We start from the raw sequence: 24,818 nt of genomic DNA on the forward strand, positions 1-24,818 counted from the left end.
AAACGCCCCTCACTGAAGGTCGCCCACCATGTTGCGCCACGTCTTGCCCGCTGTCGTGTCCATGAGTCTGGTGCTGTTGCTTGCTGCCTGTGGCCAGGAGCAAGCCCCCCCGCCGCGGGTACGCCCGGCCATGGTGGTGCAGCCGCAACCGGCGGGTGCAGTGGTGGAAAGCTACCCCGGCGAGGTGCGCGCGCGGTTCGAGCCGGACCTGGCCTTTCGCGTGGGCGGCAAAGTGATCAAGCGGCTGGTGGATGAGGGCGACCGGGTCAAGGCCGACCAGCCACTGGCCGAACTCGACCCCCAGGACACCCGCCTGCAACTGGAGGCCAGCCGGGCCCAGGTGGCGGCGGCCGAAGCCAACCTGAACATGGTGCGTGCCGAGCGTGAGCGCTATCAGAAACTGGTGGACCGCGGCATGGTCAGCCGTTCGCTGTTCGACAACACCGAAAATGCCTACCGCGCGGGCCTGGCACGGCTGACCCAGTTGAAGGCCGAGAACCAGGTGGCGGGCAACCAGGCCGGCTATGCGGTATTGCGTGCGCCCCAGGCGGGTGTCATCGCTCGCCGGCAACTGGAAGTGGGCCAGGTGGTGGCCGCCGGCCAGACCGTGCTCACCCTGGCCGCCGATGGCGAGCGCGAAGTGCTGATCAGCCTGCCGGAGCAGGGCTTCACCCGTTTTCACCTGGGCCAGCCGGTGACCGTGGAACTGTGGGGGCAGCCGCAAACCCAGATACCCGGGCGCCTTCGTGAACTGTCTCCTGCCGCCGACCCTCGGTCGCGAACCTTCGCTGCGCGTGTGGCCTTCGACTCCGACAAGGTCGCCGCCGAGTTGGGGCAAAGTGCGCGGGTGAACGTCGAGGCTGACGGGCCGGTGCCGTTGTCGGTGCCCCTGGCAGCGCTGAGCGCGGATAACGGCCAGGCCTATGTATGGCGCGTAGGGCCGGGCAATGTGCTGCAACGGGCCGTGGTCAGGGTTGGTCCTTACGGCGAGGATAGCGTGCCGGTGCTCGAAGGGTTGCAAACCGGCGACTGGGTGGTGGCGGCCGGCGTGCATGTGTTGCACGAGGGCGAGCAGGTGCGCCCGGTGGATCGCGGCAACCGCGTGGTGAAACCGGCGGACAAGGAGTAGCCCCATGCGTTTCAACCTGTCCGAGTGGGCGCTCAACAACCGCCAGATTGTACTGTTCCTGATGCTGCTGCTGGCATTGGTGGGCACGCTGTCGTACACCAAGTTGGGGCAAAGCGAAGACCCGCCGTTCACCTTCAAGGCCATGGTCATCCGCACCTTGTGGCCCGGCGCCAGCGCCGAGGAAGTGGGGCGCCAGGTGACCGAGCGCATCGAGAAGAAACTCATGGAAACCGGTGAGTACGAGCGCATCGTCTCGTTCTCACGGCCCGGTGAATCCCAGGTCACGTTCATGGCCCGCGACTCCATGCCATCCTCCGAGATTCCCGAGCTCTGGTACCAGGTGCGCAAGAAAATCAGCGACATTCGCCAGACCTTGCCGCCGGACGTGCAGGGCCCGTTCTTCAATGACGAATTCGGCACTACCTTCGGTAACCTCTACGCCCTGAGCGGCGACGGCTTCGATTACGCGGTGCTGAAGGACTATGCCGAGCGCATCCAGATTCGCCTGCAACGCGTGGCCGATGTAGGCAAGGTTGAGCTGATTGGGCTGCAGGACGAGAAGATCTGGATCGAGTTGTCCAACGTCAAACTCGCTACCCTTGCGTTGCCGCTGAGTGCTGTGCAACAGGCCTTGCAGGCACAGAACACGGTCAGCACCGCAGGCTTTTTTGAAACCCCGGGCGAGCGCTTGCAGTTACGCGTAAGCGGGCGCTTCAAAACGGTGGAGCAGATTCGCCAGTTTCCCTTGCGGGTGGGCGACCGCACCGTGCGCATCGGCGATATCGCCCAGGTGCATCGCGGCTTCAGCGATCCGCCGGCGCCACGCATGCGCTTCATGGGCCAGGACGCCATAGGTCTGGCGGTGGCCATGCAGCCGGGCGGTGACATTTTGCAACTGGGCAAGGCCCTGGAAACCGAGTTCGCCCAGATCCAGCAGAGCCTGCCGGCCGGCATGGAACTGCGCAAGGTGTCCGACCAGCCTGCGGCGGTGAAAGCCGGCGTCGGCGAGTTTGTGCGGGTGCTCGCCGAAGCGCTGATCATTGTGCTGCTGGTGAGCTTCTTTTCCCTGGGGTTGCGCACGGGCCTGGTGGTGGCATTGACCATTCCGCTGGTGCTGGCCATGACCTTCGCCGCCATGTACTACCTGGGCATCGGCCTGCACAAGATATCCCTGGGCGCACTGGTGTTGGCCCTGGGCCTGCTGGTGGACGACGCAATCATTGCCGTGGAAATGATGGCCATCAAGATGGAGCAGGGCCTGGACCGCATCAAGGCCGCCAGCTTCGCCTGGACCAGTACGGCCTTTCCGATGCTTACCGGTACCCTGATCACCGCTGCCGGCTTCCTGCCTATCGCCACCGCGCAATCGAGCACGGGCGAGTACACCCGCTCGATTTTCCAGGTGGTGACCCTGGCCTTGCTGGCCTCCTGGGTGGCCGCCGTGATGTTCGTACCCTGGCTGGGGGAACGCCTGCTACCCGACCTTGCTCAGCGCCACCGTGACAAGCACGGCGCCGAAGGGCCAGACCCTTACGGCACACCGTTCTACCAGCGCGTGCGGGCCACGGTGGGCTGGTGCTTGCGGCGCCGCAAGACCGTGATTGTCGCCACCCTGGCGTTGTTCGTGGGCTCGCTGGTGCTGTTCCGCTTCGTGCCGCAGCAGTTCTTCCCGGCCTCCGAACGCCATGAATTGATGGTTGACCTGAAACTGGCCGAAGGCGCCTCGCTCACCAACACCGCCGAACAGGTGCAGCGCCTGGAGGCAATGCTCAAGAACCATCCGGGTATCGAAAACTACGTGGCCTACGTGGGCACCGGATCGCCGCGGTTCTACTTGCCATTGGACCAGCAACTGCCCGCCGCCAGCTTTGCCCAGTTTGTGGTGCTGGCGCAGGACGTGGAGCAGCGTGAAACCCTGCGGCTGTGGCTGATCGACACGCTGGATGAGCAATTCCCCATGCTGCGCGGACGTGTCACGCGGTTGGAGAACGGCCCGCCCGTGGGCTACCCGGTGCAGTTCCGGGTAACCGGCGAACACATTGACGAGGTGCGCGCCCTGGCCCGCCAGGTGGCGGCCAAGGTGCGCGAGAACCCCCACGTGGTGAACGTGCACTTGGATTGGGAGGAGCCGAGCAAGGTGGTGTACCTCAACATCGATCAAGACCGCGCCCGGGCGCTGGGTGTCAGTACTGCTCAGTTGTCCCAGTTGCTGCAAAGCTCGCTCACCGGTACCAGCGTCAGCCAGTTCCGCGAAGACAACGAGCTGATCGAGATCCTGTTGCGCGGCACCTCCGCCGAGCGCAGCGAACTGTCGCGCCTGCCCAGCCTGGCCGTGCCCACCGACAACGGCCAGAGCGTGGCCTTGTCGCAGATCGCCACCCTGGAGTACGGCTTCGAAGAGGGCATCATCTGGCACCGTAACCGCCTGCCAACCGTCACCGTGCGCGCTGACATCTATGACCAGCAGCAACCGGCCACCCTGGTGGCGCAAATCCAGCCAACCCTGGCAGGCATTCGCGCGCAACTGCCCGATGGCTACCTGCTGGAAGTGGGCGGCACCGTAGAGGATTCGGAGCGCGGGCAGAACTCGGTCAAAGCCGGGGTGCCCTTGTTCATCGTGGTGGTGCTGACGCTGTTGATGGTGCAGCTGCGCAGCTTTTCACGCATGTTCATGGTGTTTCTCACCGCGCCGTTGGGGCTGATCGGCGTAACCCTGTTCCTGCTGGTATTCCGTCAGCCGTTCGGCTTCGTGGCCATGCTGGGCACCATCGCCCTGTCGGGCATGATCATGCGCAACTCGGTGATTCTGGTGGACCAGATAGAACAGGATATTCGCAGTGGCGCAGCGCCCTGGCACGCGATCATCGAGGCCACGGTAAGGCGCTTGCGCCCCATCGTGCTCACCGCGCTGGCCGCAGTGCTGGCCATGATCCCCCTGTCACGCAGCGGCTTCTTCGGGCCGATGGCCGTGGCCATCATGGGTGGCCTGATCGTGGCCACGGCCCTGACGTTACTGTTTTTGCCGGCGTTGTATGCGGCGTGGTTCAGGGTTCGGGATGTCTCGGAAATTTGAATAATCGAGAGAGTGGCGCGACCTTGGCTATCCCTGTCTCACATTCAGATTAAATTGAGACAGCGATGATTAAGCCGCCCATTGTTCTCGCGCCCGAGAAAGCGACTATTGCGCGTTCCGTTACATTGCCATCAGCGTCTTGCTGAGGCATGCAGCGCGCGCTCAACGGCTTGGCCGATAAAGCCAATCCAGCGGACCTGGCGTTGACCTGGAAAAGCCGTGGCTGCTGCCTTGGGCAGCGGCCACGGCATTCAGTCACAGTGCGCTGAACACTTTCTTCGCCAGGCTGGTGGCCGCCTGTGCCGGGTTCTTGCGGATGCTGGCTTCCTGTGCGGCAATTTCCTTGAACAGGCCGTTCAGGGCTTGTTCGGTTACGTAGCCTTCCAGGTTGGAGTCCTTGGAGTCGATAACCCCGAGGCTGGCGGCCTGGCCGGCGAAGCTGTTGTATTTCTGCGCCAGGCCAACCTTGTCTGTGGCTTGCTTGACGATGGGCAGGAACTTGGCGCGGATCTGTTCGCGGCTGGTCTTGCTCAGGTACTGGGTGGCCGAGTCGTTGCCGCCGGTGAGAATGCCCTTGGCGTCGGTAACGGTCATTTTCTTCACGGCGTCCACCAGCAGCGCCTGGGCTTGTGGCACGGCGGCTTCGGCCGCCTGGTTCATACTGGTTTCCAGGGCGTCGACCTGGCTGCCCATGCCCAGTTTCTTCATGGTCTTGGCAGCCTTGCCCAGCTTACCCGGCAGTTCGATGCGCACATCCGGGTTGTTGTTGAAGCCACCAGGGGTACCCAGTTGCTTCACGGCAACCTGGGCGCCTTGGGTCAGGGCGTCTTTCAGGCCGCCGCTGGCGTCACCCTGTGACAGGCTGGACAGGTCCAGGGCGAATGCGTGGGAACACAGCAGCAGGCCAGCCATCAGGCCGGCAAAGGGGGCGGAGCGACGAAGCATGGCAACATCCTTGGGGTAATGGTCGGGTTAGCGAGCGGGGTTCAGGCGAATACGCAACGGCTGTGGGTCTTGGCCGTCCAGGTGCACGGTGTGCTGTTCGGTACTGATGAACAATAGTTGGCCGTCAGCCTCAACGCGGGCGCTGACGGCATAGCGATGCCCGGGCTGGATTTGTCGTGGGTCGTACTGCAGGTGGAAAGGCAGCGGCACCTGGCCCTTGATGGGCCCGTTCTGGCTGGCCAGCGTCTGCGCGGGGGCATCGGCCAGCGACACGTCCTGCAGGCTCACGCTGAGGGTGGCAGTGGGGGGCAGCGCCATGCGTTGCAGGTAGAACACTTCACCGTCCAGGCTGGCCTTGGGCTCGCTATCAACGCTGGTGCAGGCGCCCAGCAGGGCACTGAGCAGCACGAGGGTGAGTTTCTTCATGGGCGGATCTCCGTATCGAGTGCAGCGAAAGAGTGCACAGGATACGGATAATCGCCGCCTGATTCAGCTGCCCTGAAACGCTTCGTCACTACGGTGCAAGGCAACCTGGCGAATCGACAGGCGAATCTCGGCCGGCAGCACGCGCTTGGCCGCGCCTTCCGCCAGCTCGCCCAGCAGGGCGTGGTAGCCCAGTTTCCCGGCGCTGTCACGGGTCAGCACACCTTGGTCCAGCAGGGTCTGAATGAAGTGGCGAAACAGGCTCTTGTCGAAGAATTCCGGGGCATTGAGGCCATGCAAAATCGACAGGCGCTGGGCCATGATCGTGCACAAGTCCTCCAACTCCTCGGCGCTCAAGGCATGCTGGCCGCCATTGATCAGCAGGGCGATGGCCATGTAGAAGCGTTGCAGGGTCTGGGCAATGCTGCGCGACAGCAACGTCAGCAGCACGAACTTGCGCGAGCTGGGCGCCGGGCGCAGGTACACCTGGTGTTCGAAGCGCAGCAGGCCCTGGTCGACGAAGGCCGCCAGCCACTGATCCACCACCGCGTCCAGTTCATCCAGCGACCAGCGAATGAACAGTTCGGATTGCAGGTAGGGGTACAGGGCCCGGGTGTAGCGCAGCAGTTGTTCGCGGCTCATGCGCGAGCTGCTTTGGAAGAAACTGGCCAGCAGGGCGGGCAGGGCAAAAATATGCAACACGTTGTTGCGGTAGTAGGTCATGAGGACGGCGTTCTGCTCGTCCAGGTACAGGATCTTGCCCAGCGCGTCGCTCTGCTCGGACAGCAGGTCCATGGCTTTCACGTGCTCGATCAGCGCGCGGCCGTCGCCTTCGGGCAGGGTGGTGTGCGGCGAGTAGGGCACGCTGCGCAACAGCGCCAGGTAAAGGTCCAGTACCCGCGCCATGGCGCCGTCGTCCAGCGCCAGGCGCGTGGTGGACAACAGTGCCAGCGCCACCAGGTTCACCGGGTTTACTGCAGCGGCCTCGTTGAGGTGGCGAGCTACCCGGGCGCCCAGGCGGTGGGTGGTTTCGTGCAGCCACTGGGGCTTGAACTGCGGCCCCAGGTCTTGCTCACGCCAGCCCGGTTGCTCGCTGTCGAGGAATTCGGCCAGCTTGATGGGTTCACCGAAGTTCACCGCCACCTGGCCGAATCGCTGCTTAAGCGCGCCAATGACCTTGAAGATATCGAATATCGATTCCTTCTTCTTGCTGGCGCCACGTAGTTCGCCAAGGTAGGTGCGGCCTTCCAGCACACGCTCGTAGCCGATGTACACCGGTACGAAGACGATGGGCATGCGCGAGGAGCGCAGGAAGCTGCGCAGGGTGATAGCCAGCATGCCGGTCTTGGGCTGCAGCATGCGACCGGTGCGCGAGCGCCCGCCCTCGACGAAGTATTCGACGGGGAAGCCCTTGGTAAACAGTGTGTGCAGGTACTCGTTGAACACCGCGGTGTACAGCGGGTTGCCCTTGAAGGTGCGGCGCATGAAAAACGCGCCGCCACGGCGCAGCAGGCTGCCGATCACCGGCATGTTGAGGTTGATGCCGGCGGCGATGTGCGGCGGGGTAAGGCCGTTGCGAAACAGCAGGTACGACAGCAGCAGGTAGTCGATGTGGCTGCGGTGGCACGGCACGTAGATGACTTCGTGGCCGGGGGCCACTTCCTGCACGCCTTCAAGGTGGTGGACCTTGATGCCATCGTAGATCTTGTTCCAGAACCAGCTCAACACCACCTCCAGGAAGCGGATGGCGGTGTAGGTGTAGTCCGAGGCAATTTCGTTGCCGTAGCGCAAGGCCTGGGCTTCGGCTTTTGCCAGCGGGATATTCTGGCGCTGGGCCTCCTCACTGATGGCCTGGCGCACCTGGCTGTCGTGGATCAGGCCCTTGACCAGGTTACGCCGGTGGGAAATATCCGGACCTATGACGGCCGCCTTGAGGTTACGAAAATGCACCCGAAGGAGGCGCTGGGTCATGCGCAGGGTACGTTCGTGGCCCTTGTTCTGTGCCACTAGCTCGCGCAAATGAATGGGCGCGGAGAACTGCACGCGGGTCTTGCGGCCCAGGATCAGAATGCTTACAAGCCGCCGCAGACGGCCCGTGACCGCCCAGCTGTCGGCGAACAGCAGCTTCCAGGGGCTGGACTCGCTGGCAGGTGATTGGCCCCAGAACACGCTAACGGGAATGATTTGTGCATCTTCTTCGGCGTTCTGGCTGATGGCCGCTACCAGGCGCTCCAACGTGGGTGGAACTCCACGCTTGTCCTGGCGACCCAGCCAGTCCGGTTCGGGGGTGAGGTAGAAAAAGGCGGCCGGTTCCAGCAACTGGCCAACGGCAACGGGCAGTACCGGGCGGGGCAAGCCGGCCTTGGTGCACTCGGCGTCCAGTACCGCCAGTTCACTGGCCGATGGCGACTGCAACACATAGAACACGGGCCGGCTGCGGTCCAGGTTCAGGGTGAACGACGACTGGTTGATGGTTTCGGAGCGAACCCACAAATACAGCAGCCGACGCAGGGCGCCAAAGGCAAAACGGCGGAACGGGAAACGGGTCATAAGGCCTGTGCTTGCTTGAAACGAATGATCGGCACTCTACAGGCTCGATCGTCCTGCAAAAAGCGCCGCCGTCATATTAATTGTGTCGGGCGGCCCCATACTGGGGCGCCCGCCATGTAGGGATGCGCGCCGGGCCCAGGTGAGGGCCGGCGGCAATTGCTGTTCCATAAATAGAAAAAAACGGAGTAGTGCGATGTCGTCTCGTGAGACAGGAAGCGTCAAATGGTTCAACGATGCCAAGGGCTATGGCTTTATCCAGCGTGAGGGCGGGGCGGATGTGTTCGTGCATTTCCGCGCCATACGCGGCGAGGGACACCGTTCGCTGGTAGAAGGCCAGCAGGTGGAATACGCCCTGGTCGACGGCCCCAAAGGCCCGCAGGCCGAGGATGTGCAGGGCCTCTGAGGTCACCCCTTCGGGGCTGCGGCTCACACCTTTAGCCGCAGCCTTGGGCAGCGGCTACAGGATGGGGAGGGGCAGGATCAACTGGTGCGCCAGGTGATCTGCTCTTCGCCATCTTCGCTGATGCGGACCCAGGTATCGGCGCTTTCTTCACCTTCCTCTTCCACCCAGGTGCCCGGTGCGCAACGCACTTCCACCTGCAAAGCCGTGAAGGCGGCGCGGGCGCAGGCGATGTCGTCGTCCCAGGGCGTGCTGTCGCTTTCCAGGTACAGGCTGTTCCACTTGCCCACGGCCTTGGGCAGCCAGGTGACCGGCACGGTGCCCGCCTTGCACTTCCAGGTCTGGCCTTTCTGTACCCACTCGCTGCAGGGGCCCAGTGCTTGGGTCAGCCACGTGGCGATGGCCTTGTGGTCGACGTCGGCGTCTTTCAGGTAAATCTCGATATCGGGTTGGCGCATGGGCGTACTCTCGGGAATCAGGGTTGCAGCACGAAATAATCGTAACGCATGGAAACGGTGACCACGAATGGCCGGGGCTGCTCGATGACCTTGGCGCGACGTTCGGCGCTGGCGCGCCAGCCGTGGGGTGTCATGGCCAGCAAGTTGGCGCGCGACGGGCCGTCGATCAGCTTGATCTTGAATTTCAGTGTTTCGCTGTGGGCCAGCACCATGCCGTCGGGTACTTGCAGCAGGTGCTTGTCGTCGATGTACTCGCGCACCTCATCATAAAGTGCCTCGCGCAGTTCCATCAGGTGCTCGCGGGTAGGCCCCACGCGCATCAGCCCGCCGCCGGGCACCAGCAGGCGCTTGGCTTCCTGCCAGTCCAGCGGGCTGAATACGCTGGCCAGGAATTGGCAGCTGGCATCGGGCAGCGGAACGCGTGCCATGCTTGCCACCAACCAGGTCACGGCCGGGTCACGCTTGCAGGCGCGTTTCACCGCTTCGCGGGAAATGTCCAGGGCGTAGCCATCGGCGCGGGGCAGGGCCTCGGCGATCTGCGCGGTGTAATAGCCCTCACCACAGCCGATGTCCAGCCAGCGACCGGGCTGGCGCTCGGCGGCCAGTTCCGCCAGGCGCTGGGCCACGGGGGCGTAGTGGCCGGCATTGAGAAAATCACGGCGGGCCTCGACCATGGCCTGGTTGTCGCCCGGGTCGCGGCTGTTCTTGTGCTGCACCGCCAACAGGTTCAGGTAACCCTGGCGCGCGCGGTCGAAGCTGTGCCCCGCGGGGCACACCACGCCGTTGCCGGCGTTGGCCAGGCCGGCGTGGCAGAGGGGGCAGGTGAGCATCATGCGAGCAGTTTCACCAGGGTCTGGTAGTAGATTTCGGTCAGCACGTCGAGGTCGCTGGCCAGTACGCGCTCGTCAACCTGGTGGATGGTGGCGTTGACCGGGCCCAGTTCAACCACCTGGGTGCCCAGGGTGGCGATGAAGCGGCCGTCGGAGGTGCCGCCGCTGGTGGAGGCCTGGGTGTCGCGGCCGGTCACGGCCTTGATGCTGGCGGACACGGCGTCCAGCAGCGCACCGGGCTCGGTCAGGAACGGCAGGCCCGACAGCGCCCAGTCCACGTGCCAGTCCAGTTCGTGCTTGTCGAGAATGGCGGCCACGCGGGCTTTCAGGCCTTCGACCGTGGACTCGGTGGAGAACCGGAAGTTGAACACCGCCGTCAGGTCGCCGGGAATGACGTTGGTGGCACCGGTACCCGAGTTCAGGTTCGATACCTGGAAGCTGGTAGGCGGGAAGAAGGCATTACCGTTGTCCCAGTGCTCGGCGGCCAGCTCTGCCAAGGCAGGGGCAGCCAGATGGATGGGGTTGCGGGCCAGGTGCGGGTAGGCCACGTGGCCTTGCTTGCCGCGCACGGTCAGGGTAGCGCCCAGCGAGCCGCGACGGCCATTCTTGACTACGTCACCCACCAGCGAGGTGCTGGACGGCTCGCCCACGATGCACCAGTCCAGGCGCTCGTTGCGCGCGGCCAGGCGTTCGACCACGGCCTTGGTGCCATGGTGGGCCGGCCCTTCTTCATCGCTGGTGATCAGAAAGGTTACCGAACCCCGATGGTCGGGGTGATCACCCACGAAACGCTCGGCCGCCACCAGCATGGCCGCCAGGCTGCCTTTCATGTCCGCCGCGCCACGGCCGCAGAGCATGCCGTGGGCGTCGATCAACGCCTCGAACGGGTCGGTCTGCCAGGCGCTGACCGGGCCGGTGGGCACCACATCGGTGTGGCCGGCAAAGCACAGTACCGGGCCTTCCTGGGTGCCGTGGCTGGCCCAGAAATTATCGACGTCCTCGATGCGCATGGGTTCCAGCGTGAAGCCGGCATCGCCCAGGCGCTGCATCATCAGCTTCTGGCAGTCGGCGTCCACCGGGGTGACCGAGGGGCGGCGAATCAGGTCGCACGCAAGTTGCAGGGTAGGCGAGAGATCGGCGGCGGCCGTCATGGGAAGACTCCGGAAACAGGGCAAGGCGCATAGAAAGAGGGCGACATCTTAAAGCAAAACGCCCGAAGCCGCAGGGACCGTTGGCGCCGTCGGACCATTCGCTGCATCTGTGGGAAATTTCTATCGAAAACTTGGGAGCGCGCCTACTGGTTGGGGCGGGACGCTTTCCTAATATGGCCGCCGCTGGACGTAGAGCCAGTACTCAATGACCTTAACCAACCGGGGACTTTCCGTCTATGACTCACTTCAAACATCTCATGGCCACCGTGGTGCTGGCCAGCGTGGCGTCGTCCGCACTGGCCGCCTCCAGCGTGGACTTGGCCGTGACCGGCAGTATCGTGCCGACAGCGTGTACGCCCACCCTCAGCCTGGGAGACACCTCGTACCGTATCTCGTCGGCAGACTTGAACCTGGATGACCTCACCAACATCCGCGAGCACAAGTATCAAACCCTCAACATCAACTGCCAGGCGCCAACGTTGTTTGGCATCCGCGGTATCGACAACCGTGCGGGGTCGGTCGGCAACGGCTGGTATCAATCGCCCTATGGGCTGGGGTTGACGCCGGCCGGCGAGAAGATCGGTTCACACATGATCACGGTGATCATGAGCCGCTCCACTATCGACGGCAAGCCGGCGTTCGTCACGGTGGGTAGCCCTGACGGCAGCACCTGGTACCCCTCCGAAACTACGGATCGGTCCATTCGCAACGATGGCCAGTTATTGGGCTTTACCGATACCCCCGGCGTCACCACCGGGCCCATTCCAGTGAAGGACGCCGCCCTGGGCCTTGATCAGTTTTTGCTGATCAATGCGGCCAACTCCATGACGTTGAATGAAGAAGTACCGCTCGATGGCTCGGCCATCCTTGAGGTGGTTTACCTCTAGCACCCAGCTGCAACGCGTGGCGAGTGCAGCGTCACGTTTCAATGACTTTATAGCCGTTCAGGAAACCATTGCCATGAAACTATTCAAGAGATCGTTCTACGTTGTTGTGCTGAGCACCTTTGCCGCTTCGGCCATGGCCGCCTCCAGCGTGGACCTGGCCGTGACTGGCAGCATTATTCCTGCCTCTTGCACGCCCACGTTGAGCATGGGAGACGCCGTGTTCAGCCGTATCTCAGCGGCAGACCTGAATGCGGGCAAGCACACCCTTATTGGCGAGCGCAAACAGCAAACCCTGAGCATCAATTGCCAGGCGCCGACGCTGTTCGGTATTCGCGGTATCGATAACCGCCCCGGCACTAACGGCAACGCGTGGTACATGACGCCTTACGGCCTGGGTCTTACTGCCCAGGGGGAGAAAATCGGCGCGCACTTTATGGAGTTGCGCATGGCTCGCTCCACCATCGACAGCAAGCCTGCGTTCGTGACCGTGGGCGATGCCAGCGGTACCACTTGGCAAGCTTCGACAACCGGCGACAAGGGCATTCGCAACTACGGTGAGCTGCTGGGCTTGACCGACACTGCGGGCGTGACCTCCGGCCCCATTCCCGTGAAGGACGCGGTATTGGGGATGGAGCACTACCTGGTGATCAATGACGCCGACACTCTGACCTTGAATGAGGAAATCATGCTGGATGGTTCTGCGTCCATTGAGGTGGTTTACCTGTAACCCGCAGCGACCTGGGACCAGGCGCGCAGGTCGCGGCTATTGGTCTGGGGCTATTCGCCCTCTGGTAGGAAATTTCCATGGAAAACGTGGGTGCACACCTACTGGATGCACCAGGCTCCATCCCTGGTACGGCGGTCTGTGACCCCAAAGCCGGAACCCCATTAATCGAATCAAGGGAATCAAGCCCTAATGAATACAATAAAGAGCGTTGTTGCCGCGGCATTGTTAGCCAGCACGGCCACCTCGGCTATCGCAGCGTCCAGCGTGGACCTGGCGGTGACCGGCAGTATTGTGCCTATGTCCTGCACCCCAACGTTGAGCAGGGGGGACGTGGTGTTCAGCAAGATATCGTCCTCCGACCTCAAAACTGGCGCCCACACAATGATTGCGCAGGAGCACTTGCAGACGCTAAACATCAATTGCCAGGCGGCGACGCTGTTCGGCATTCGAGGTGTCGACAACAGGGCCGGCACTCATGGTAACAGTATGTTCGTGACACCTTATGGGCTGGGCCTGACACCCAGCGGCGAAAAGACGGGGGCACATTATTTGGAGGTGTACCCAACCAGATCGACCGTTGATGGCAAACCGGCCTTTGTCACAGTCGGTACCGAGGACGGCAGCAGCTGGATACCCTCCTCTTCGGGGGAGAGGGGCATTCGCAATTTCGGGCCATTGCTGGGCTTCAATGACACGTTGGGCGTGACCACTGGGCCCATTCCCATCAAGGATGCCGCGCTGGGGCTCAAGCATTATCTGGTGATCAACGATGCCGCGACGCTGACCTTGAACGAGGAAGTCTTGCTGGACGGTTCAGCCTCAATCGAAGTGGTTTACCTGTAACCCAGGGTGGCGCGGGCCGCAGGCCCCTGCCACCTCCCCACTTTCTTTCACTTGCGCAACTGCTCTGGCGGGCCACTGCCGGAGGGCTTGTGTGCACCCGACGTTCGGCTGCAGGCCACGGGGCCCGATGGCCGAGGGAGTAGCATCATGAGATTCGCCAACTGCGTTACGTTTTTTCACCTGGTGGGCTTCTGCCTGAGTCCACTCTTGGCTACCAGTGTGGTGGCGGACGGCATGATTCCCGAAACCTCGGTGATCATTGTGGATGAGGCCGAAGGCGAGGCCTCGATCCGCGTCACCAACAGCGACAGCCGAGTGGCCTTGTTGCACGTGACCCTGGAGAACGTCCCCGAGGACACCCAGCCCCTGGTGTTCGTCACCCCGCCGGTGTCGCGGGTAGAAGCGGGCCAGGAGCAACTGGTGCGTTTTATCCTGCGCAACGACCAACCGCTCAAGACTCAGCGGCTCAAGCGGGTCATCTTCGAAGGTATCAGCCAGAACCCTGGCGCGCCCGTGCCGGGTGAAGCCCGAGTGGGCGTCACCGTACGGCAGAACCTGCCGGTTATCCTGCACCCCAAGGGCCTGGCGGCGCAGCGCGAACCGTGGTTGGGCTTGCGTTGGCGCCTGGTCGACGGCGCGCTGACGGTGGCCAACGACACTGCCTATGTGGTGCGCCTTGCGCAAGAGTTGCGCCTGATGCCAGGCGACATTGAAGTACAACTGCCCCGCAGTTACCTGTTGCCGGGTGACCATCTCAGCCTGGCGGTGGCCAGCGCAGTAGCCGCCACTCATGTGCGACTGCAACCCGCCACCGTGTACGGCTTCGCCGTGGACGCCTATCAGGCGCCCTTGCACGGGGATGCGCCCTGATGAACACGGTGAGGGGAGGGGGTGCGGTGCTCGGCGCAATGTTGTCGATGGGCAGCGCCGGGGGCTTGGCAGCGGCGATGCCGTTTGACAGTGAAACCCTGCGCTTGCGCGGCATTGACCCGCAGGTGGCCGAGTACCTCAGCCAGGCCGCGCGTTTCACCGCGGGCAGCCATCCCGTGGCGCTGAGCGTGAATGGCCAGCCGCGGGGCCAGGTGCAGGCGCGTTTCGACAGCCTCGGGGCCTTGTGCTTCGACCAGGCGTTGCGCGATGCCGCGTTGATCGCAGGTGCCGGTGATGGGGAGCGCTGCGGCGCTTTTGTCGAGCAGTACCCGCAAACGCAGGTAGAACTGCAGCCCCAGACCGGCCAGGTCAACCTGTGGGTACCGCTTGATGCCTTGCAGCCGTTGCCAGCGGACTTGTCGGCCTACACCTTCGGCGGTGTCGCCGGGCTGCTCAACTATGACGTGCAGGGCCTCTATAACCAGTTCGAGGGCGGCACCAGCCAATTCTGGTCAGCCAACACTGAGGCAGGCTTCAACGCCGGTGACTGGATTGTGCGCAGCCGGCAGCTGTATACCTCCTCCAACGGTCGTGGTAGCACCGAACACCTGGAGGCCTACGGGCAGCGTACCTTCGCTGAGCAACAGGCGGTGTTTCAGCTGGGGCAGATCAATCTGTTCAACCCGGTGCTGGCGGGGGCGCGTATCAATGGCCTGCAGTGGATGAGCGAGCCTGCGCTGTCGTCCTCAGGGGGGGGCGGGCGCATCGAGGGCATTGCCGCCAGCCAGGCGCGGGTCGAGTTGCGCCAGAGCGGTGCCCTGGTGTACTCCACGGTGGTGCCTGCGGGGCCCTTCACGCTGGAAGGTGTCAGCCAGTTGGACACGCGGCGCGATGTGCAGGTGACGGTGATTGAAGCCGATGACTCGCGTCGCACCTTCACCGTGCCGGCCGCCACCATGGGCGTCAACCTGCCGGCCAGCGGCTTTGCCTTCGGTGCCGGCCAGGTGCGTGACCTGGGAGGGCTCAAGCGCAGCCCATGGGTGCTGAGTGCCGGCTGGAGCCAACCGTTGTTCGCGCGCACGAGTGTGAGCAGCGGCGTGCTCGCCGCTGACGGCTATAACGCAGCAGGGGCAGGCCTGGGCCTGGACGGCTGGACCGGCAGCCGCCTGCAGGGGCTGCTTCAGGCCGCCCAGACGGGGGAGGACAATGTTCGAGGCGTGCAGGGCAGTGTGACCCTGCAGCAGCAGTTCAACCCGTTCTGGTCGGCCAGCCTCACGGCGTCACGGCAAAGCAGCGGCTATCGCGAACTGGCCGACACCTTGCTGGACAACCAACTCGCCAGCGAGTCGCGCTACCGCGAGCAGTACGCCATGGGGCTGTCCTGGTCACACCCGCGCCTGGGCAGCCTCAATGGTGGGTACTCATTGTCTACCCTGTACAACGGGCGCAAGGCCGCGCGCGCCTACACCTCGTGGGGCCAACGCGTCGGCAAGGCGTCGTTGTCACTGAGCGCCGAATGGAACGTGGCAGGCGACGCCGGGCTGGGCAACGCCCTTTACCTGAGCGCCAGCCTGCCCTTGGGCGAGCGTCGGCGCTTGCGCACTTCCGTTCGTGGCGCGGGTGGCAAAAGCCGCGTGGGGGTTGGCTTGCAAGAGCAGGTCAGTGACACCTTCGGCTATCGGCTGGCCGGTGAGCGCAACAGTCAGGATAAGGAGCTGGACATCACGGCCGGTGTATCGCTGTTGCCACGGGTGGCTCAGGTCGACCTGGGGTACACCAGTTACGGCCAGGGCAACGCCGGCTACAGTGGCGCATTGCGCGGAGGCATGGCCGTTCATGAAGGCGGCTTGACGCTGTCACCCTATGCCTTGCAGGACACCTTCGCGTTGCTGTCGGTGGGTGAGTTGCCGGGCGTTCGCGTGGACACACCCGGCGGCACGGTATGGACCGATGGCCAAGGCCAGGCGGTGGTTGCCCAGGTCGCACCCTACGCCAAGAGTTCGGTGCAGGTGGTGTCCAGCAGCCTGCCGCGCAATGTCGACATCCTTCAGGGGGCGGCGGTATTGCAGGCCGGTCGGGGGGCGGTGCCACGCCTGGCATTTGGTGTGCAGACCACTCGGCGCTTGCTGTTGCAAGCCGTCACCAGCACGGGCCAGGCATTGCCAGCCGGGGCCCTGGTCAGTGATGGCGCGGGCGCCTTGGTCACCCTGGTGCAGGCCGATGGCACGGTGTTCGTGCCCAATGCTCAGGCTATCGATCAGCTGTGGGTCAGGGTGGCAGGCCAGGCGCCGTGTGAGTTGCATTATGAGCTGGCGGCCGAGGCCGATCCGGATGCGTATTTCGAGACCACCCAGGCCGTGTGTCGCCCATCACAAGGAAAACAAGCATGAAGACTGTCGCCATAGTATTTGCAGGCCTTGCCGGGATCGGTGGCGCGCAGGCGTGCGAAATGACCCTGAGCCAGGGCGAGATCGACTACGGTGTACTGAACCGCACCACGCTGAAAGCGAGTGACGGCAGTTGGCACCTTGCCCCCCGGCACCTGACGTTGCAGGTGCACTGCCCGCAGCCCGAGGACATGCAGCTGTTCTACCGCGCCCAGGCGGCAAGCCCCGACGCATTCGCGTTGGGGCAGGGACGCTACCGCCTGGAGCTGGGCCAGGCGCTGCTGGATGGGGAGCCGGTGGCGCTGGGTGGTGCGGTCGATGGCCGCGCCCTGACGTCGCTGACGCCGGACCGTGGCGCCGTGCCGCTCAAGGGTGGCGCCCGGCTCAAGGGGCGCCAGTTCAGTGTGCAAATGAAGGTAGTGGGTGAGGCCAGCGAGGCGGCGCTGCGGGTCAGCGACCTTACGCACTGGCAGGCCGCCGGGGTGTTCGACATTGCCGGCCAGCAGCGAGACCTTAGCCTGCGCGCAGGCTTTGCACCGGCCTCCTGCACGCCGCGCCTGGGCGAGGGCGGCCGTGTCGATTTCGGCCGCATCCCTGCCCAGCGTCTGTCGCCGCATCAGCCCACGCTGTTCACCCGTAGCGTGGCCCTGACCATCAACTGCGAAGGCCCCACGCGGTTTGCCCTGACGGCTCGCGAAAACCGCGCGGGCTCGGCGCGCACCCTCGAAGGGCTGGCGCAGGGCAGCCTGTTTGGCCTGGGCCGTACGGCCCTGAACACGCCGGTAGGCGCCTACCGCGCCCGAGTGGCCGAAGACAGCCAGGGCGATGGCCGCCCGCTGGTGGCGCTGTACGGCGAACCGGGCGGCCTGAGCTGGCAGCCGGCGCCGGCCAATGAAGGCGCCGCCCTGCATCATGACGGCCGCCTGCTGGGCTTTACCCATGGCGACCACCAGCCAGCGGCCATCAGTCAGTTCAGTGGCAACCTGGCGATTGACCTGTTCGTGGCGCCGTTGTCAGAGCTGAAGTTGAGCGAGGAGGTGATGCTGGAGGGGGCGGCTACGGTGGAGATTGTGTATCTGTAGAAACAGCCGTCCCTGGCCCTTTACGGGGCTTCAAATCAAATGCCATATCAACAGCAACAGCAAAAGTAACGTAAAAAGCCAACGTTGCGGGCCGCCGGCCTGACGTTGGCCATTCGTGATGTTCATAAAAAAAGGCCCGCATCTGCGGGCCTTCTGTTTTACTGCGCCGTCACCGGTTCAGGCTCGTGCGTCGGCTTGGGCAGCGACGACAGGAAAGCCATGATCAGCGCTGCCAGGTAAGGCAGTGACTGCACCAGCAGCATGGTCACCCAGAAGCGCATGTCCGAGCTAGGCAGGCCCTGCACGAAGCAGATGCCGCCCGCTGCGCCCCACAGTAGCAACATGATGAATAGCTCTTCGCGTGCTTCCGAGATGGCCACCAGCAGGCCGTGGCTGTCCGCGTTCTTGGGTGTGCGGAAGAACGGAATGCTGGTGGTGAAGAAGCCGTACAGCACCGCCTTGGCAATGGTGTGCGACAACGCCAACCCTGCCAGGGCGGCGGCGAAGGCGTCCTTGAGGTTCACGCCCACGGCGCGACGGTACAGGAACACGATCTTGCCCACCTTGAACACGAACAGCGCCAGTGGCGGGATAGCGAAGATCAGCAGCGGCGGGTCGACCCGCTGCGGCACGATGATCATTGCTGCCGACCACAGCAGCGCACCCACAGTGAAGAAGATGTTCATGCCATCGGCCACCCACGGCAACCAGCCCGCCAGGAAGTGGTAGCGCTGGCCACGGGTCAGTTCAGTGTCCTTGCCGCGCAGCAGGCTGGCGGTGTGGCGCTTGATGATCTGAATGGCGCCATAGGCCCAGCGGAAGCGCTGCTTCTTGAAGTCGATGAAGGTGTCGGGCATCAGGCCCTTGCCGTAGCTGTGGTGGTAGTAAGCCGCCGACAGGCCTTTCTCGAACACGCGCAGGCCCAGTTCGGCGTCTTCACAGATACACCAGTCGGCCCAACCCAGTTCTTCGAGCACCGAGCGACGGGTCATGGTCATGGTGCCGTGCTGGATGATCGCGTCACGGTCGTTGCGGGTCACCATGCCGATATGGAAGAAGCCCTTGTACTCGGAGTAGCACAGCTTCTTGAAGGTGCTTTCGTTCTGGTCGCGGTAGTCCTGGGGCGATTGCACCACGGCGATCTTCGGGTCGGCGAAGTGCGGCACCATGTGCTTGAGCCAGTTCTTGTCCACGCAGTAGTCGGAGTCGATCACGGCGATGACTTCGGCGTCGGCGGCGGTGTGCGGTATCAGGTAGTTCAGTGCACCGCCCTTGAAGCCGGCCAGGGGCGCGACGTGGAAAAACTTGAAGCGCGGCCCCAGGGTTTCGCAGTAGGCCTGCACCGGTTCCCACACCGCGGGGTCCTTGGTGTTGTTGTCGATGATCAGCACTTCGAAGTCTGGGTAATCCAGCGCGGCCAGGTGGTCCAGGGTCATTTTGACCATGTCCGGCGGCTCGTTGTAGCACGGTACGTGGATGGACACTTTCGGGCGGTAGGTGGAATCGCCTTCCACCGGCAGGAATTCACGGCGGCGTTTGTGAATCCACACCGCTTCCGCCAGTTCATGCGCTTCGGTGAGCAGCACGATGAACACACCCAGGGCGCCAAGCGCCAGCAGGAAGCCCACCGTCAGGCTGAACCAGGTGCTGTATTGCTGGCTGTAGTCGTAGCCGATCCACACCAGTACCGAGCCGCACAGGAAGGCGATGAAGGTCAGGAAGGTACGGCCACGCTGACGCAGGGCCGAGCCGTCGATCAGCAGCAAGGCCAGCGACAGCATGGCCAGCACCACGGAGCCCACGGCCAGTACGCGCCATTGCGGAATGGCCACCACCGGGCCTTCGAAATTGAATTTCTGTTGGCGCGCGGCGTTGAACACGCCCCAGTACGCGCCCACCGAGCCTTCGTCACTGGCCTTCCACGGCTGGTCATAGGCTTCGATCACGAAGTAGTTGTAGCCCTGGCGGTTGAGCTTGTTCACCAGGGTACGCAGGTAAATGGCTTGGTCCGCCTGGGTGGCGTCGGCGCCACCGCGCATGCGGCCATTGCTGGGCCAGCCCACTTCAGACAGCAGCAGCGGCTTCTTCGGGAACATGTGCTTGAGTTCCCGCGCCCGGTCCAGGACGAATTGGCCGGCCTTGTCCATGGGAATGAATTCCCAGTACGGCAGGATGTGCGCAGCAATCAGGTCCACGTGCTTGGCCAGGGACGGGTTGTGTTCCCAGATGTGCCATTGCTCGGACGTGGTCACTGGCACCTTCACGGCCGCGCGCACGCGGTCCAGGTAGGCTTCCAGGTCCTTGACCGTCACTTCCTTGCGGAACAGCGCTTCGTTGCCCACCACGACGCGCACTACGCTGCGGGTAGTGTTGGCCAGTTCGATGGCCTTGGCGATTTCGCGTTCGTTGCGTTCAAGGTCCGGGCTGATCCACACGCCCACGGTGACGCGCAGGCCGAATTCCTCGGCAATTTTCGGAATGTCGGCCTGGGTGCCGTCCACCGAGTAGATGCGGATGCTGTCGGTCAGCTTGCTCATCTGCTCAAGGTCCTGACGAATTTCGTCGTCAGTGGGGTATTGCTCCTTCTGCGGGCTCTGGCCCAGGCGGAAAGGCGAATAGGAGAAACCGGAGATCTGTTCAGGCCAGTCGGGGGCGGTGACCGGGCGGTTGATCAACGCCCAGAAACCCGTGAATAGGGCCGCGATCGCGACGACTACCACCAGGTTGAGACCAAATTTACGCGATGACATGGGGGCTTGGGTTCCGAAGCGGGGGAACGGGGGAGTGCCGGCGACAGGCGCCGAACCGGCGCGCATCCTACTCTGCACGTTACAAGTGTGTATAGGAGATGTCTGAAAACATACGTTTAGATTGGAATTTTTTGTTTAAGTTCTTGCCTGCTATTAGTTGTAGCGCATTAAACGCCGTAGGTGATCTGCGCGAATGACAGGCCTATAATGCGCGCCGGTTTTTGAGGTACTGGTCCATGAGCACAGAAGATCCACGTTTCGAAGGTGTCACCCGTCTGTACGGTCGCGAAGGCATGCAGCGCCTGCGCGCTGCCCATGTGGCCATCGTCGGCATCGGCGGCGTGGGCTCGTGGGCGGCCGAAGCCATGGCGCGCAGCGGCGTGGGCGAGATCTCGCTGTTTGACCTGGACGACGTGTGTGTCAGCAACGTCAACCGCCAGTTGCATGCGCTGGACGGAAACGTCGGCAAGCCCAAGGTGGAGGTCATGGCCGAACGGTTGCGAGCCATCAACCCCACGTGCACCGTGCACGCGGTCAGCGACTTCGTGACCCGCGAGACCATGGCCGAGTACATCACCCCCGAGCTGGATTTCGTCATCGACTGCATCGACAGCATGCAGGCCAAGGCGGCCCTGATTGCCTGGTGCAAGCGCCGCAAGATCGGCATCATCACCACCGGTGGCGCGGGCGGGCAGGTCGACCCCACGCAGATCAAGGTGTGCGACCTGAACCGCACCCACAATGACCCGTTGGCGGCGAACGTGCGTTCTACCCTGCGTCGCGACTACGGCTTCTCGCGCAACACCACCAGGCACTACAGCGTGCCGTGCGTGTACTCCACCGAACAGCTGCGCTACCCCGACAACAAGGGCGGCGTATGCCTGACCAAGGCGTTCGTGGGCGAGGGGGTGAAGCTGGACTGCGCGGGTGGTTTTGGCGCGGTGATGATGGTGACCGCGACCTTCGGCATGGTGGCGGCGGCGCGGGCGGTGGACAAGCTGGTCGCCGGCGTGCGCCGCCCGTCTGAGCGCACTTGATTCCGTGGGAACCGGCTCTGCCCGCGAAAAGGCTACCGGGTGCTGACTGATGCACCGTGGCGCATTGTTCGCGGGCAGAGCCCGCTCCCACCGTTTTTGTGTCCTGCAATGGGGGCGGGGTCAACCGGCCAATTCGGCCATGCGCTTGAGCACGGCATTCAGGCCGTTGCTGCGCGAAGGCGACAGCTGGCGGCCCAGGCCCAGTTGCTGGAACCACGCGGGCAAATCCAGCGCGTTCAACTGCACCGCACTTAACCCCTCGACCCGCACCAGCAACAGCGCCAGCAAGCCGCGAATCATCCGTGCGTCACTGCTCGCGCGAAACTGCCACTGGCCATCCAGCTGATGGGCAATCAGCCATACCTGGCTTTCGCAACCGTGCACCAGATGCTCGGCGGTTTTCTCTTCATCGCCCAGGGGGGCAAGGCGCTCGCCCCATTGCATCAGCAGGCGCGCGCGCTGTTCCCAGCCGGCGGCCAGTTCGAATGCCTGCAGCGCTTCGGCCGCGTGCACGGGCAGGCTCATCGCAGCAGCTCCAGGGATTTGTCCAGCGCCTCGAAGAAGCGCTGCAGGTCATCGCTGTCGTTGTACAGGCCCAGTGACACACGAATGGCACCCGCCAGCCCCAGGCTTTTCAGCAATGGCATGGCGCAGTGATGCCCTGCGCGCACGGCAATGCCCTGTTCGGTGAGCAGGTGGGCCAGGTCGGCGTTGTGCACGCCGTCGATCACGAAGCTGGCCAGTGCCACCTGTGGCGTGCCCAGCAGGCGCACGCCTTCACGGTCGTTGAGGCCGCGCAGCAGCAGGCCATGCAAGGCGTGTTCATGGGCCATGACGGCTTCCTGGTCCAGGCTGGCCAGGTAATCCAGGGTGGCGCCCAGGCCGATCACGCCGGCCACCGGTGGTGTGCCGGCTTCAAAGCCCAGCGGGGCTGGGTGGAAGCTGGCACTTTGGTAATCGGCAACGTGAACCATCTCGCCGCCAAACTGCCAGTGAGCCAGTTGGCCCAGGGCTTCGCTGCGCCCATAGAGTACGCCCACGCCATCCGGGCCATAGAGCTTGTGGCTGGAGAAGGCATAGAAGTCGCAGCCAAGCTGCTGCACGTCGTGGCGCCCATGCACCACGCCTTGGGCGCCATCCACCACCGTGACGGCGCCGTGGGCCTTGGCCATGGCCAGCAAGGGCTGTAGCGGTTGCCAGGCGCCGAGTACGTTGGACAACTGGCTCACCGCCAGCAGGCGCGTACGCGGGCCGATCAGTGTTGCCGCGGCATCCAGGTCGACCAGGCCGGCGGTGGTCAGGGGCAGCACCACCAGCTTGAGGCCGGCGCGCAGGGCAAGTTGTTGCCAAGGCAGCAGGTTGGCGTGGTGCTCCAGGGCGCTGATGACAATCTCGTCGCCGGGTTGGAAATGCGCTTGCAGGCCGTAGGCCAGCAGATTCAGCGCGCTGGTGGCGCCGTGGGTGAAGATGATCTGGCTGGGGCTGGCAGCGTTGAGCCATTGCGCGACTTTTTCGCGGCTGGCTTCGAAGGCCTGGGTGGCCAGCGCGCCGGGCAGATGCTGGGCACGGTGCACATTGGCGGCGCCGTGACCGTAATAGTGGGCCAATGCATCAAGCAGGGCCTGGGGTTTCTGAGTGGTTGCCGCATTGTCCAGATAGGTCTGGTGCTGGCGTTGCAGAGCGGCGATGGCCGGGAAATCGGCACGCCAGGGGGAAGGCTGGAACATGGTATCGGGCTCGGGGCAGGCAGGCCCGGCGTGGTGCCGGGCCGGCGCGGTGCCGCTTAGTTGTGAGCGTGCAGCGCTTCGTTCAGCTCGATGGCCGACTTGTGGGTCTTGCATTCCACGGCGCCGGTTTCCGAGTTGCGACGGAACAGCAGGTCGGTCTGGCCGGCCAGGTCACGGGCCTTGACTACCTTGACCAGCTGGTTCTTCTCGTCCAGCAGTGCCACCTTGGTGCCAGCGGTGATGTACAGGCCGGCTTCCACGGTGTTGCGGTCGCCCAGGGGAATGCCGATACCGGCGTTGGCGCCGATCAGGCAGCCTTCGCCCACCTTGATGATGATGTTGCCGCCGCCCGACAGGGTGCCCATGGTGGAGCAACCGCCACCCAGGTCGGAGCCCTTGCCCACGAACACGCCGGCCGATACGCGGCCTTCGATCATGCCCGGGCCTTCGGTGCCAGCATTAAAGTTGACGAAGCCTTCGTGCATGATGGTGCTGCCTTCGCCGATGTAGGCGCCTAGGCGCACACGGGCTGCATCGGCGATACGCACGCCGGCCGGTACCACGTAGTCGGTCATTTTCGGGAACTTGTCCACCGAGAACACTTCCAGCAGCTCGCCCTTGAGGCGTGCTTCCAGTTGCAGCTCGGCCAATTCGGCCAGGTCCACGGCGCCCTGGCTGGTCCAGGCCACGTTTGGCAGCAGCGGGAAGATGCCGGCCAGGCTCACGCCGTGCGGTTTGACCAGGCGGTGCGACAGCAGGTGCAGCTTGAGGTAGGCCTCGGGGGTGCTGGTCAGTGCGGCGTCTTCGGCCAGCAGGGTGGCCACCAGCGGCTTGTGGCTTTCGGCCAGGCGGGTCAGCAGGGCCGCCTGGGCAGCGTCAACACCCTTGAGTGCTTCGGCCAGTTGCGCGGCTTGGGCGGTGGTGAAGGTGATGGCCTGGTTGCCACCGGTGTAGCCCAGTACCGGGCTGATGGCGGCGATCAGTTCGGCCGACGGCGAAACCAGTGGCTGGGCGTAGAACACTTCAAGCCAGGCGCCGTTGCGATTCTGGGTGCCAACGCCAAAGGCCAGGCTGAACAGGGTAGTGGACATGCAGTTACCTCTTTGCAATGGATTGGGGCCTGTTGCCAGCATTATTGCTGAACGGCCGCCGCATAAATTTCGGGCCTGAAGCCCACGAGGGTCCGGTCGCCAAGGTCCAGCACCGGGCGCTTGATCATGGAAGGCTGGGCAAGCATCAGTTCGATGGCTTTTGCCTGGTCCAGATCGGCCTTCTGCTCGTCAGCGAGCTTGCGGAAGGTGGTGCCAGCGCGGTTGAGCACGGTTTGCCAACCGTGTTCGTTGCACCATTGAACCAGGTGCTCACGGTCGATGCCCTGGGTCTTGTAATCATGGAAGTCGTAGCCGGCGCCGTGCTCGTCGAGCCAGGTGCGGGCTTTCTTCATGGTGTCGCAGGCCTTGATGCCAAACAGTGTATAAGCCATGGTCTCAAAGGGAGCGGCCCGTGCGGAACGTGGCCTTGCTCAGCTGTCTCCTGGAAACGAATCGAC

Annotated in this window: 21 protein-coding genes; 10 read left to right on the forward strand and 11 right to left on the reverse strand. The window is 63.8% G+C overall.

From position 1 onward, the window contains the following. The first annotated feature begins 28 nt into the window (after positions 1-28). Together PMM47T1_RS04810 and PMM47T1_RS04815 are read left to right on the forward strand one after the other, a co-directional pair. A complete protein-coding gene (locus PMM47T1_RS04810) occupies positions 29-1,129 on the forward strand; it encodes an efflux RND transporter periplasmic adaptor subunit (protein ID WP_008366324.1) in 1,101 nt (366 codons plus the stop codon). A 4-nt stretch (positions 1,130-1,133) separates the two neighbouring features. Next, a complete protein-coding gene (locus PMM47T1_RS04815) occupies positions 1,134-4,202 on the forward strand; it encodes an efflux RND transporter permease subunit (RefSeq protein WP_008366326.1) in 3,069 nt (1,022 codons plus the stop codon). Between the two features lie 255 nt (positions 4,203-4,457). On the opposite strand, the gene PMM47T1_RS04820 is transcribed toward PMM47T1_RS04815, so the two are convergent. The 3 genes from PMM47T1_RS04820 to plsB all read right to left on the reverse strand — a co-directional run bounded on the left by PMM47T1_RS04820 (position 4,458) and on the right by plsB (position 8,120). Next, positions 4,458-5,147 carry a DUF4197 domain-containing protein gene (locus PMM47T1_RS04820; RefSeq protein ID WP_008366328.1) on the reverse strand — a complete coding sequence of 230 codons (690 nt, stop codon included), beginning with the start codon at positions 5,145-5,147 and terminating at the stop codon, positions 4,458-4,460. 27 nt (positions 5,148-5,174) lie between these two features. Beyond that, positions 5,175-5,573: a YbaY family lipoprotein gene (locus PMM47T1_RS04825; RefSeq protein ID WP_008366331.1), complete on the reverse strand. Its 399-nt coding sequence runs from the start codon at positions 5,571-5,573 to the stop codon at positions 5,175-5,177. Positions 5,574-5,636: 63 nt separating this feature from the next. Continuing rightward, positions 5,637-8,120, reverse strand: a complete 2,484-nt coding sequence (plsB, locus tag PMM47T1_RS04830; protein ID WP_008366333.1) for a glycerol-3-phosphate 1-O-acyltransferase PlsB — start codon at positions 8,118-8,120, stop codon at positions 5,637-5,639. Between the two features lie 193 nt (positions 8,121-8,313). On the opposite strand from plsB, the gene PMM47T1_RS04835 reads away from it, so the two are divergent. Further along, positions 8,314-8,523 (forward strand): cold-shock protein, encoded by a 210-nt coding sequence (locus PMM47T1_RS04835; RefSeq protein ID WP_008366335.1) that lies wholly within the window; start codon positions 8,314-8,316, stop codon positions 8,521-8,523. A 77-nt stretch (positions 8,524-8,600) separates the two neighbouring features. Here PMM47T1_RS04835 and PMM47T1_RS04840 read toward each other — a convergent pair whose 3' ends face one another. From PMM47T1_RS04840 to dapE, 3 genes are read right to left on the reverse strand one after another with little or no spacing between them, the layout of a single operon-like run. Next, a complete protein-coding gene (locus PMM47T1_RS04840; protein ID WP_008366337.1) occupies positions 8,601-8,978 on the reverse strand; it encodes a hypothetical protein in 378 nt (125 codons plus the stop codon). A gap of 17 nt (positions 8,979-8,995) precedes the next feature. Further along, entirely contained in the window at positions 8,996-9,808 is an 813-nt protein-coding gene (locus tag PMM47T1_RS04845; RefSeq protein WP_008366339.1) for a putative RNA methyltransferase, read from the reverse strand. Then, positions 9,808-10,959, reverse strand: coding sequence for a succinyl-diaminopimelate desuccinylase (gene dapE / locus PMM47T1_RS04850; protein ID WP_008366341.1), 1,152 nt, complete (start codon positions 10,957-10,959; stop codon positions 9,808-9,810). The genes PMM47T1_RS04845 and dapE overlap by 1 nt, the downstream gene beginning before the upstream one ends. A gap of 236 nt (positions 10,960-11,195) precedes the next feature. Here dapE and PMM47T1_RS04855 point away from each other — a divergent pair, with 236 nt between their 5' ends. From PMM47T1_RS04855 to PMM47T1_RS04880, 6 genes are all read left to right on the forward strand, one after another. Then, entirely contained in the window at positions 11,196-11,846 is a 651-nt protein-coding gene (locus tag PMM47T1_RS04855; protein WP_008366342.1) for a DUF1120 domain-containing protein, read from the forward strand. Between the two features lie 73 nt (positions 11,847-11,919). Next, positions 11,920-12,573: a DUF1120 domain-containing protein gene (locus tag PMM47T1_RS04860; protein ID WP_008366344.1), complete on the forward strand. Its 654-nt coding sequence runs from the start codon at positions 11,920-11,922 to the stop codon at positions 12,571-12,573. A gap of 189 nt (positions 12,574-12,762) precedes the next feature. Continuing rightward, entirely contained in the window at positions 12,763-13,416 is a 654-nt protein-coding gene (locus PMM47T1_RS04865) for a DUF1120 domain-containing protein (protein WP_008366346.1), read from the forward strand. A gap of 147 nt (positions 13,417-13,563) precedes the next feature. After that, entirely contained in the window at positions 13,564-14,286 is a 723-nt protein-coding gene (locus PMM47T1_RS04870) for a fimbria/pilus chaperone family protein (RefSeq protein WP_008366348.1), read from the forward strand. Positions 14,287-14,363: 77 nt separating this feature from the next. Further along, a complete protein-coding gene (locus PMM47T1_RS04875; protein WP_238536599.1) occupies positions 14,364-16,676 on the forward strand; it encodes a fimbria/pilus outer membrane usher protein in 2,313 nt (770 codons plus the stop codon). Further along, entirely contained in the window at positions 16,673-17,755 is a 1,083-nt protein-coding gene (locus PMM47T1_RS04880; RefSeq protein WP_008366352.1) for a DUF1120 domain-containing protein, read from the forward strand. Before PMM47T1_RS04875 ends, PMM47T1_RS04880 begins: the two co-directional genes overlap by 4 nt. 158 nt (positions 17,756-17,913) lie before the next feature. On the opposite strand, the gene PMM47T1_RS04885 is transcribed toward PMM47T1_RS04880, so the two are convergent. Then, positions 17,914-20,505 (reverse strand): glycosyltransferase, encoded by a 2,592-nt coding sequence (locus PMM47T1_RS04885; RefSeq protein ID WP_008366354.1) that lies wholly within the window; start codon positions 20,503-20,505, stop codon positions 17,914-17,916. 236 nt (positions 20,506-20,741) lie between these two features. On the opposite strand from PMM47T1_RS04885, the gene tcdA reads away from it, so the two are divergent. Beyond that, positions 20,742-21,542 (forward strand): tRNA cyclic N6-threonylcarbamoyladenosine(37) synthase TcdA, encoded by an 801-nt coding sequence (tcdA, locus tag PMM47T1_RS04890; protein ID WP_008366356.1) that lies wholly within the window; start codon positions 20,742-20,744, stop codon positions 21,540-21,542. Positions 21,543-21,662: 120 nt separating this feature from the next. Here tcdA and PMM47T1_RS04895 read toward each other — a convergent pair whose 3' ends face one another. The 4 genes from PMM47T1_RS04895 to PMM47T1_RS04910 are packed head-to-tail and all read right to left on the reverse strand — an operon-like array spanning position 21,663 to position 24,752. Next, positions 21,663-22,067, reverse strand: a complete 405-nt coding sequence (locus tag PMM47T1_RS04895) for a SufE family protein (protein ID WP_008366358.1) — start codon at positions 22,065-22,067, stop codon at positions 21,663-21,665. Further along, positions 22,064-23,269: an aminotransferase class V-fold PLP-dependent enzyme gene (locus tag PMM47T1_RS04900; protein WP_008366359.1), complete on the reverse strand. Its 1,206-nt coding sequence runs from the start codon at positions 23,267-23,269 to the stop codon at positions 22,064-22,066. Before PMM47T1_RS04900 ends, PMM47T1_RS04895 begins: the two co-directional genes overlap by 4 nt. Positions 23,270-23,325: 56 nt before the next feature. Then, on the reverse strand, positions 23,326-24,360 hold the full coding sequence (dapD, locus tag PMM47T1_RS04905) for a 2,3,4,5-tetrahydropyridine-2,6-dicarboxylate N-succinyltransferase (RefSeq protein WP_008366360.1): 1,035 nt from the start codon (positions 24,358-24,360) through the stop codon (positions 23,326-23,328). 41 nt (positions 24,361-24,401) lie between these two features. Next, a complete protein-coding gene (locus tag PMM47T1_RS04910; RefSeq protein ID WP_008366361.1) occupies positions 24,402-24,752 on the reverse strand; it encodes an ArsC family reductase in 351 nt (116 codons plus the stop codon). Between the last annotated feature and the right edge of the window lie 66 nt (positions 24,753-24,818).

This window comes from Pseudomonas sp. M47T1 (assembly GCF_000263855.1).
Taxonomy (GTDB): domain Bacteria; phylum Pseudomonadota; class Gammaproteobacteria; order Pseudomonadales; family Pseudomonadaceae; genus Aquipseudomonas.

Excerpts from the sequence above, each read along its gene's own strand:
- PMM47T1_RS04885 (WP_008366354.1), bottom strand. The coding sequence starts at position 20,505 with ATGTCATCGCGTAAATTTGGTCTCAACCTGGTGGTAGTCGTCGCGATC.
- dapE (WP_008366341.1), bottom strand. The coding sequence starts at position 10,959 with ATGACGGCCGCCGCCGATCTCTCGCCTACCCTGCAACTTGCGTGCGAC.
- PMM47T1_RS04815 (WP_008366326.1), top strand. The coding sequence starts at position 1,134 with ATGCGTTTCAACCTGTCCGAGTGGGCGCTCAACAACCGCCAGATTGTA.
- PMM47T1_RS04835 (WP_008366335.1), top strand. The coding sequence starts at position 8,314 with ATGTCGTCTCGTGAGACAGGAAGCGTCAAATGGTTCAACGATGCCAAG.
- PMM47T1_RS04810 (WP_008366324.1), top strand. The coding sequence starts at position 29 with ATGTTGCGCCACGTCTTGCCCGCTGTCGTGTCCATGAGTCTGGTGCTG.
- dapD (WP_008366360.1), bottom strand. The coding sequence starts at position 24,360 with ATGTCCACTACCCTGTTCAGCCTGGCCTTTGGCGTTGGCACCCAGAAT.
- PMM47T1_RS04820 (WP_008366328.1), bottom strand. The coding sequence starts at position 5,147 with ATGCTTCGTCGCTCCGCCCCCTTTGCCGGCCTGATGGCTGGCCTGCTG.
- PMM47T1_RS04870 (WP_008366348.1), top strand. The coding sequence starts at position 13,564 with ATGAGATTCGCCAACTGCGTTACGTTTTTTCACCTGGTGGGCTTCTGC.
- PMM47T1_RS04825 (WP_008366331.1), bottom strand. The coding sequence starts at position 5,573 with ATGAAGAAACTCACCCTCGTGCTGCTCAGTGCCCTGCTGGGCGCCTGC.
- PMM47T1_RS04845 (WP_008366339.1), bottom strand. The coding sequence starts at position 9,808 with ATGCTCACCTGCCCCCTCTGCCACGCCGGCCTGGCCAACGCCGGCAAC.
- PMM47T1_RS04860 (WP_008366344.1), top strand. The coding sequence starts at position 11,920 with ATGAAACTATTCAAGAGATCGTTCTACGTTGTTGTGCTGAGCACCTTT.
- PMM47T1_RS04900 (WP_008366359.1), bottom strand. The coding sequence starts at position 23,269 with ATGTTCCAGCCTTCCCCCTGGCGTGCCGATTTCCCGGCCATCGCCGCT.
- PMM47T1_RS04895 (WP_008366358.1), bottom strand. The coding sequence starts at position 22,067 with ATGAGCCTGCCCGTGCACGCGGCCGAAGCGCTGCAGGCATTCGAACTG.
- PMM47T1_RS04840 (WP_008366337.1), bottom strand. The coding sequence starts at position 8,978 with ATGCGCCAACCCGATATCGAGATTTACCTGAAAGACGCCGACGTCGAC.
- PMM47T1_RS04875 (WP_238536599.1), top strand. The coding sequence starts at position 14,364 with ATGCCGTTTGACAGTGAAACCCTGCGCTTGCGCGGCATTGACCCGCAG.
- PMM47T1_RS04865 (WP_008366346.1), top strand. The coding sequence starts at position 12,763 with ATGAATACAATAAAGAGCGTTGTTGCCGCGGCATTGTTAGCCAGCACG.
- PMM47T1_RS04910 (WP_008366361.1), bottom strand. The coding sequence starts at position 24,752 with ATGGCTTATACACTGTTTGGCATCAAGGCCTGCGACACCATGAAGAAA.
- tcdA (WP_008366356.1), top strand. The coding sequence starts at position 20,742 with ATGAGCACAGAAGATCCACGTTTCGAAGGTGTCACCCGTCTGTACGGT.
- PMM47T1_RS04855 (WP_008366342.1), top strand. The coding sequence starts at position 11,196 with ATGACTCACTTCAAACATCTCATGGCCACCGTGGTGCTGGCCAGCGTG.
- PMM47T1_RS04880 (WP_008366352.1), top strand. The coding sequence starts at position 16,673 with ATGAAGACTGTCGCCATAGTATTTGCAGGCCTTGCCGGGATCGGTGGC.
- plsB (WP_008366333.1), bottom strand. The coding sequence starts at position 8,120 with ATGACCCGTTTCCCGTTCCGCCGTTTTGCCTTTGGCGCCCTGCGTCGG.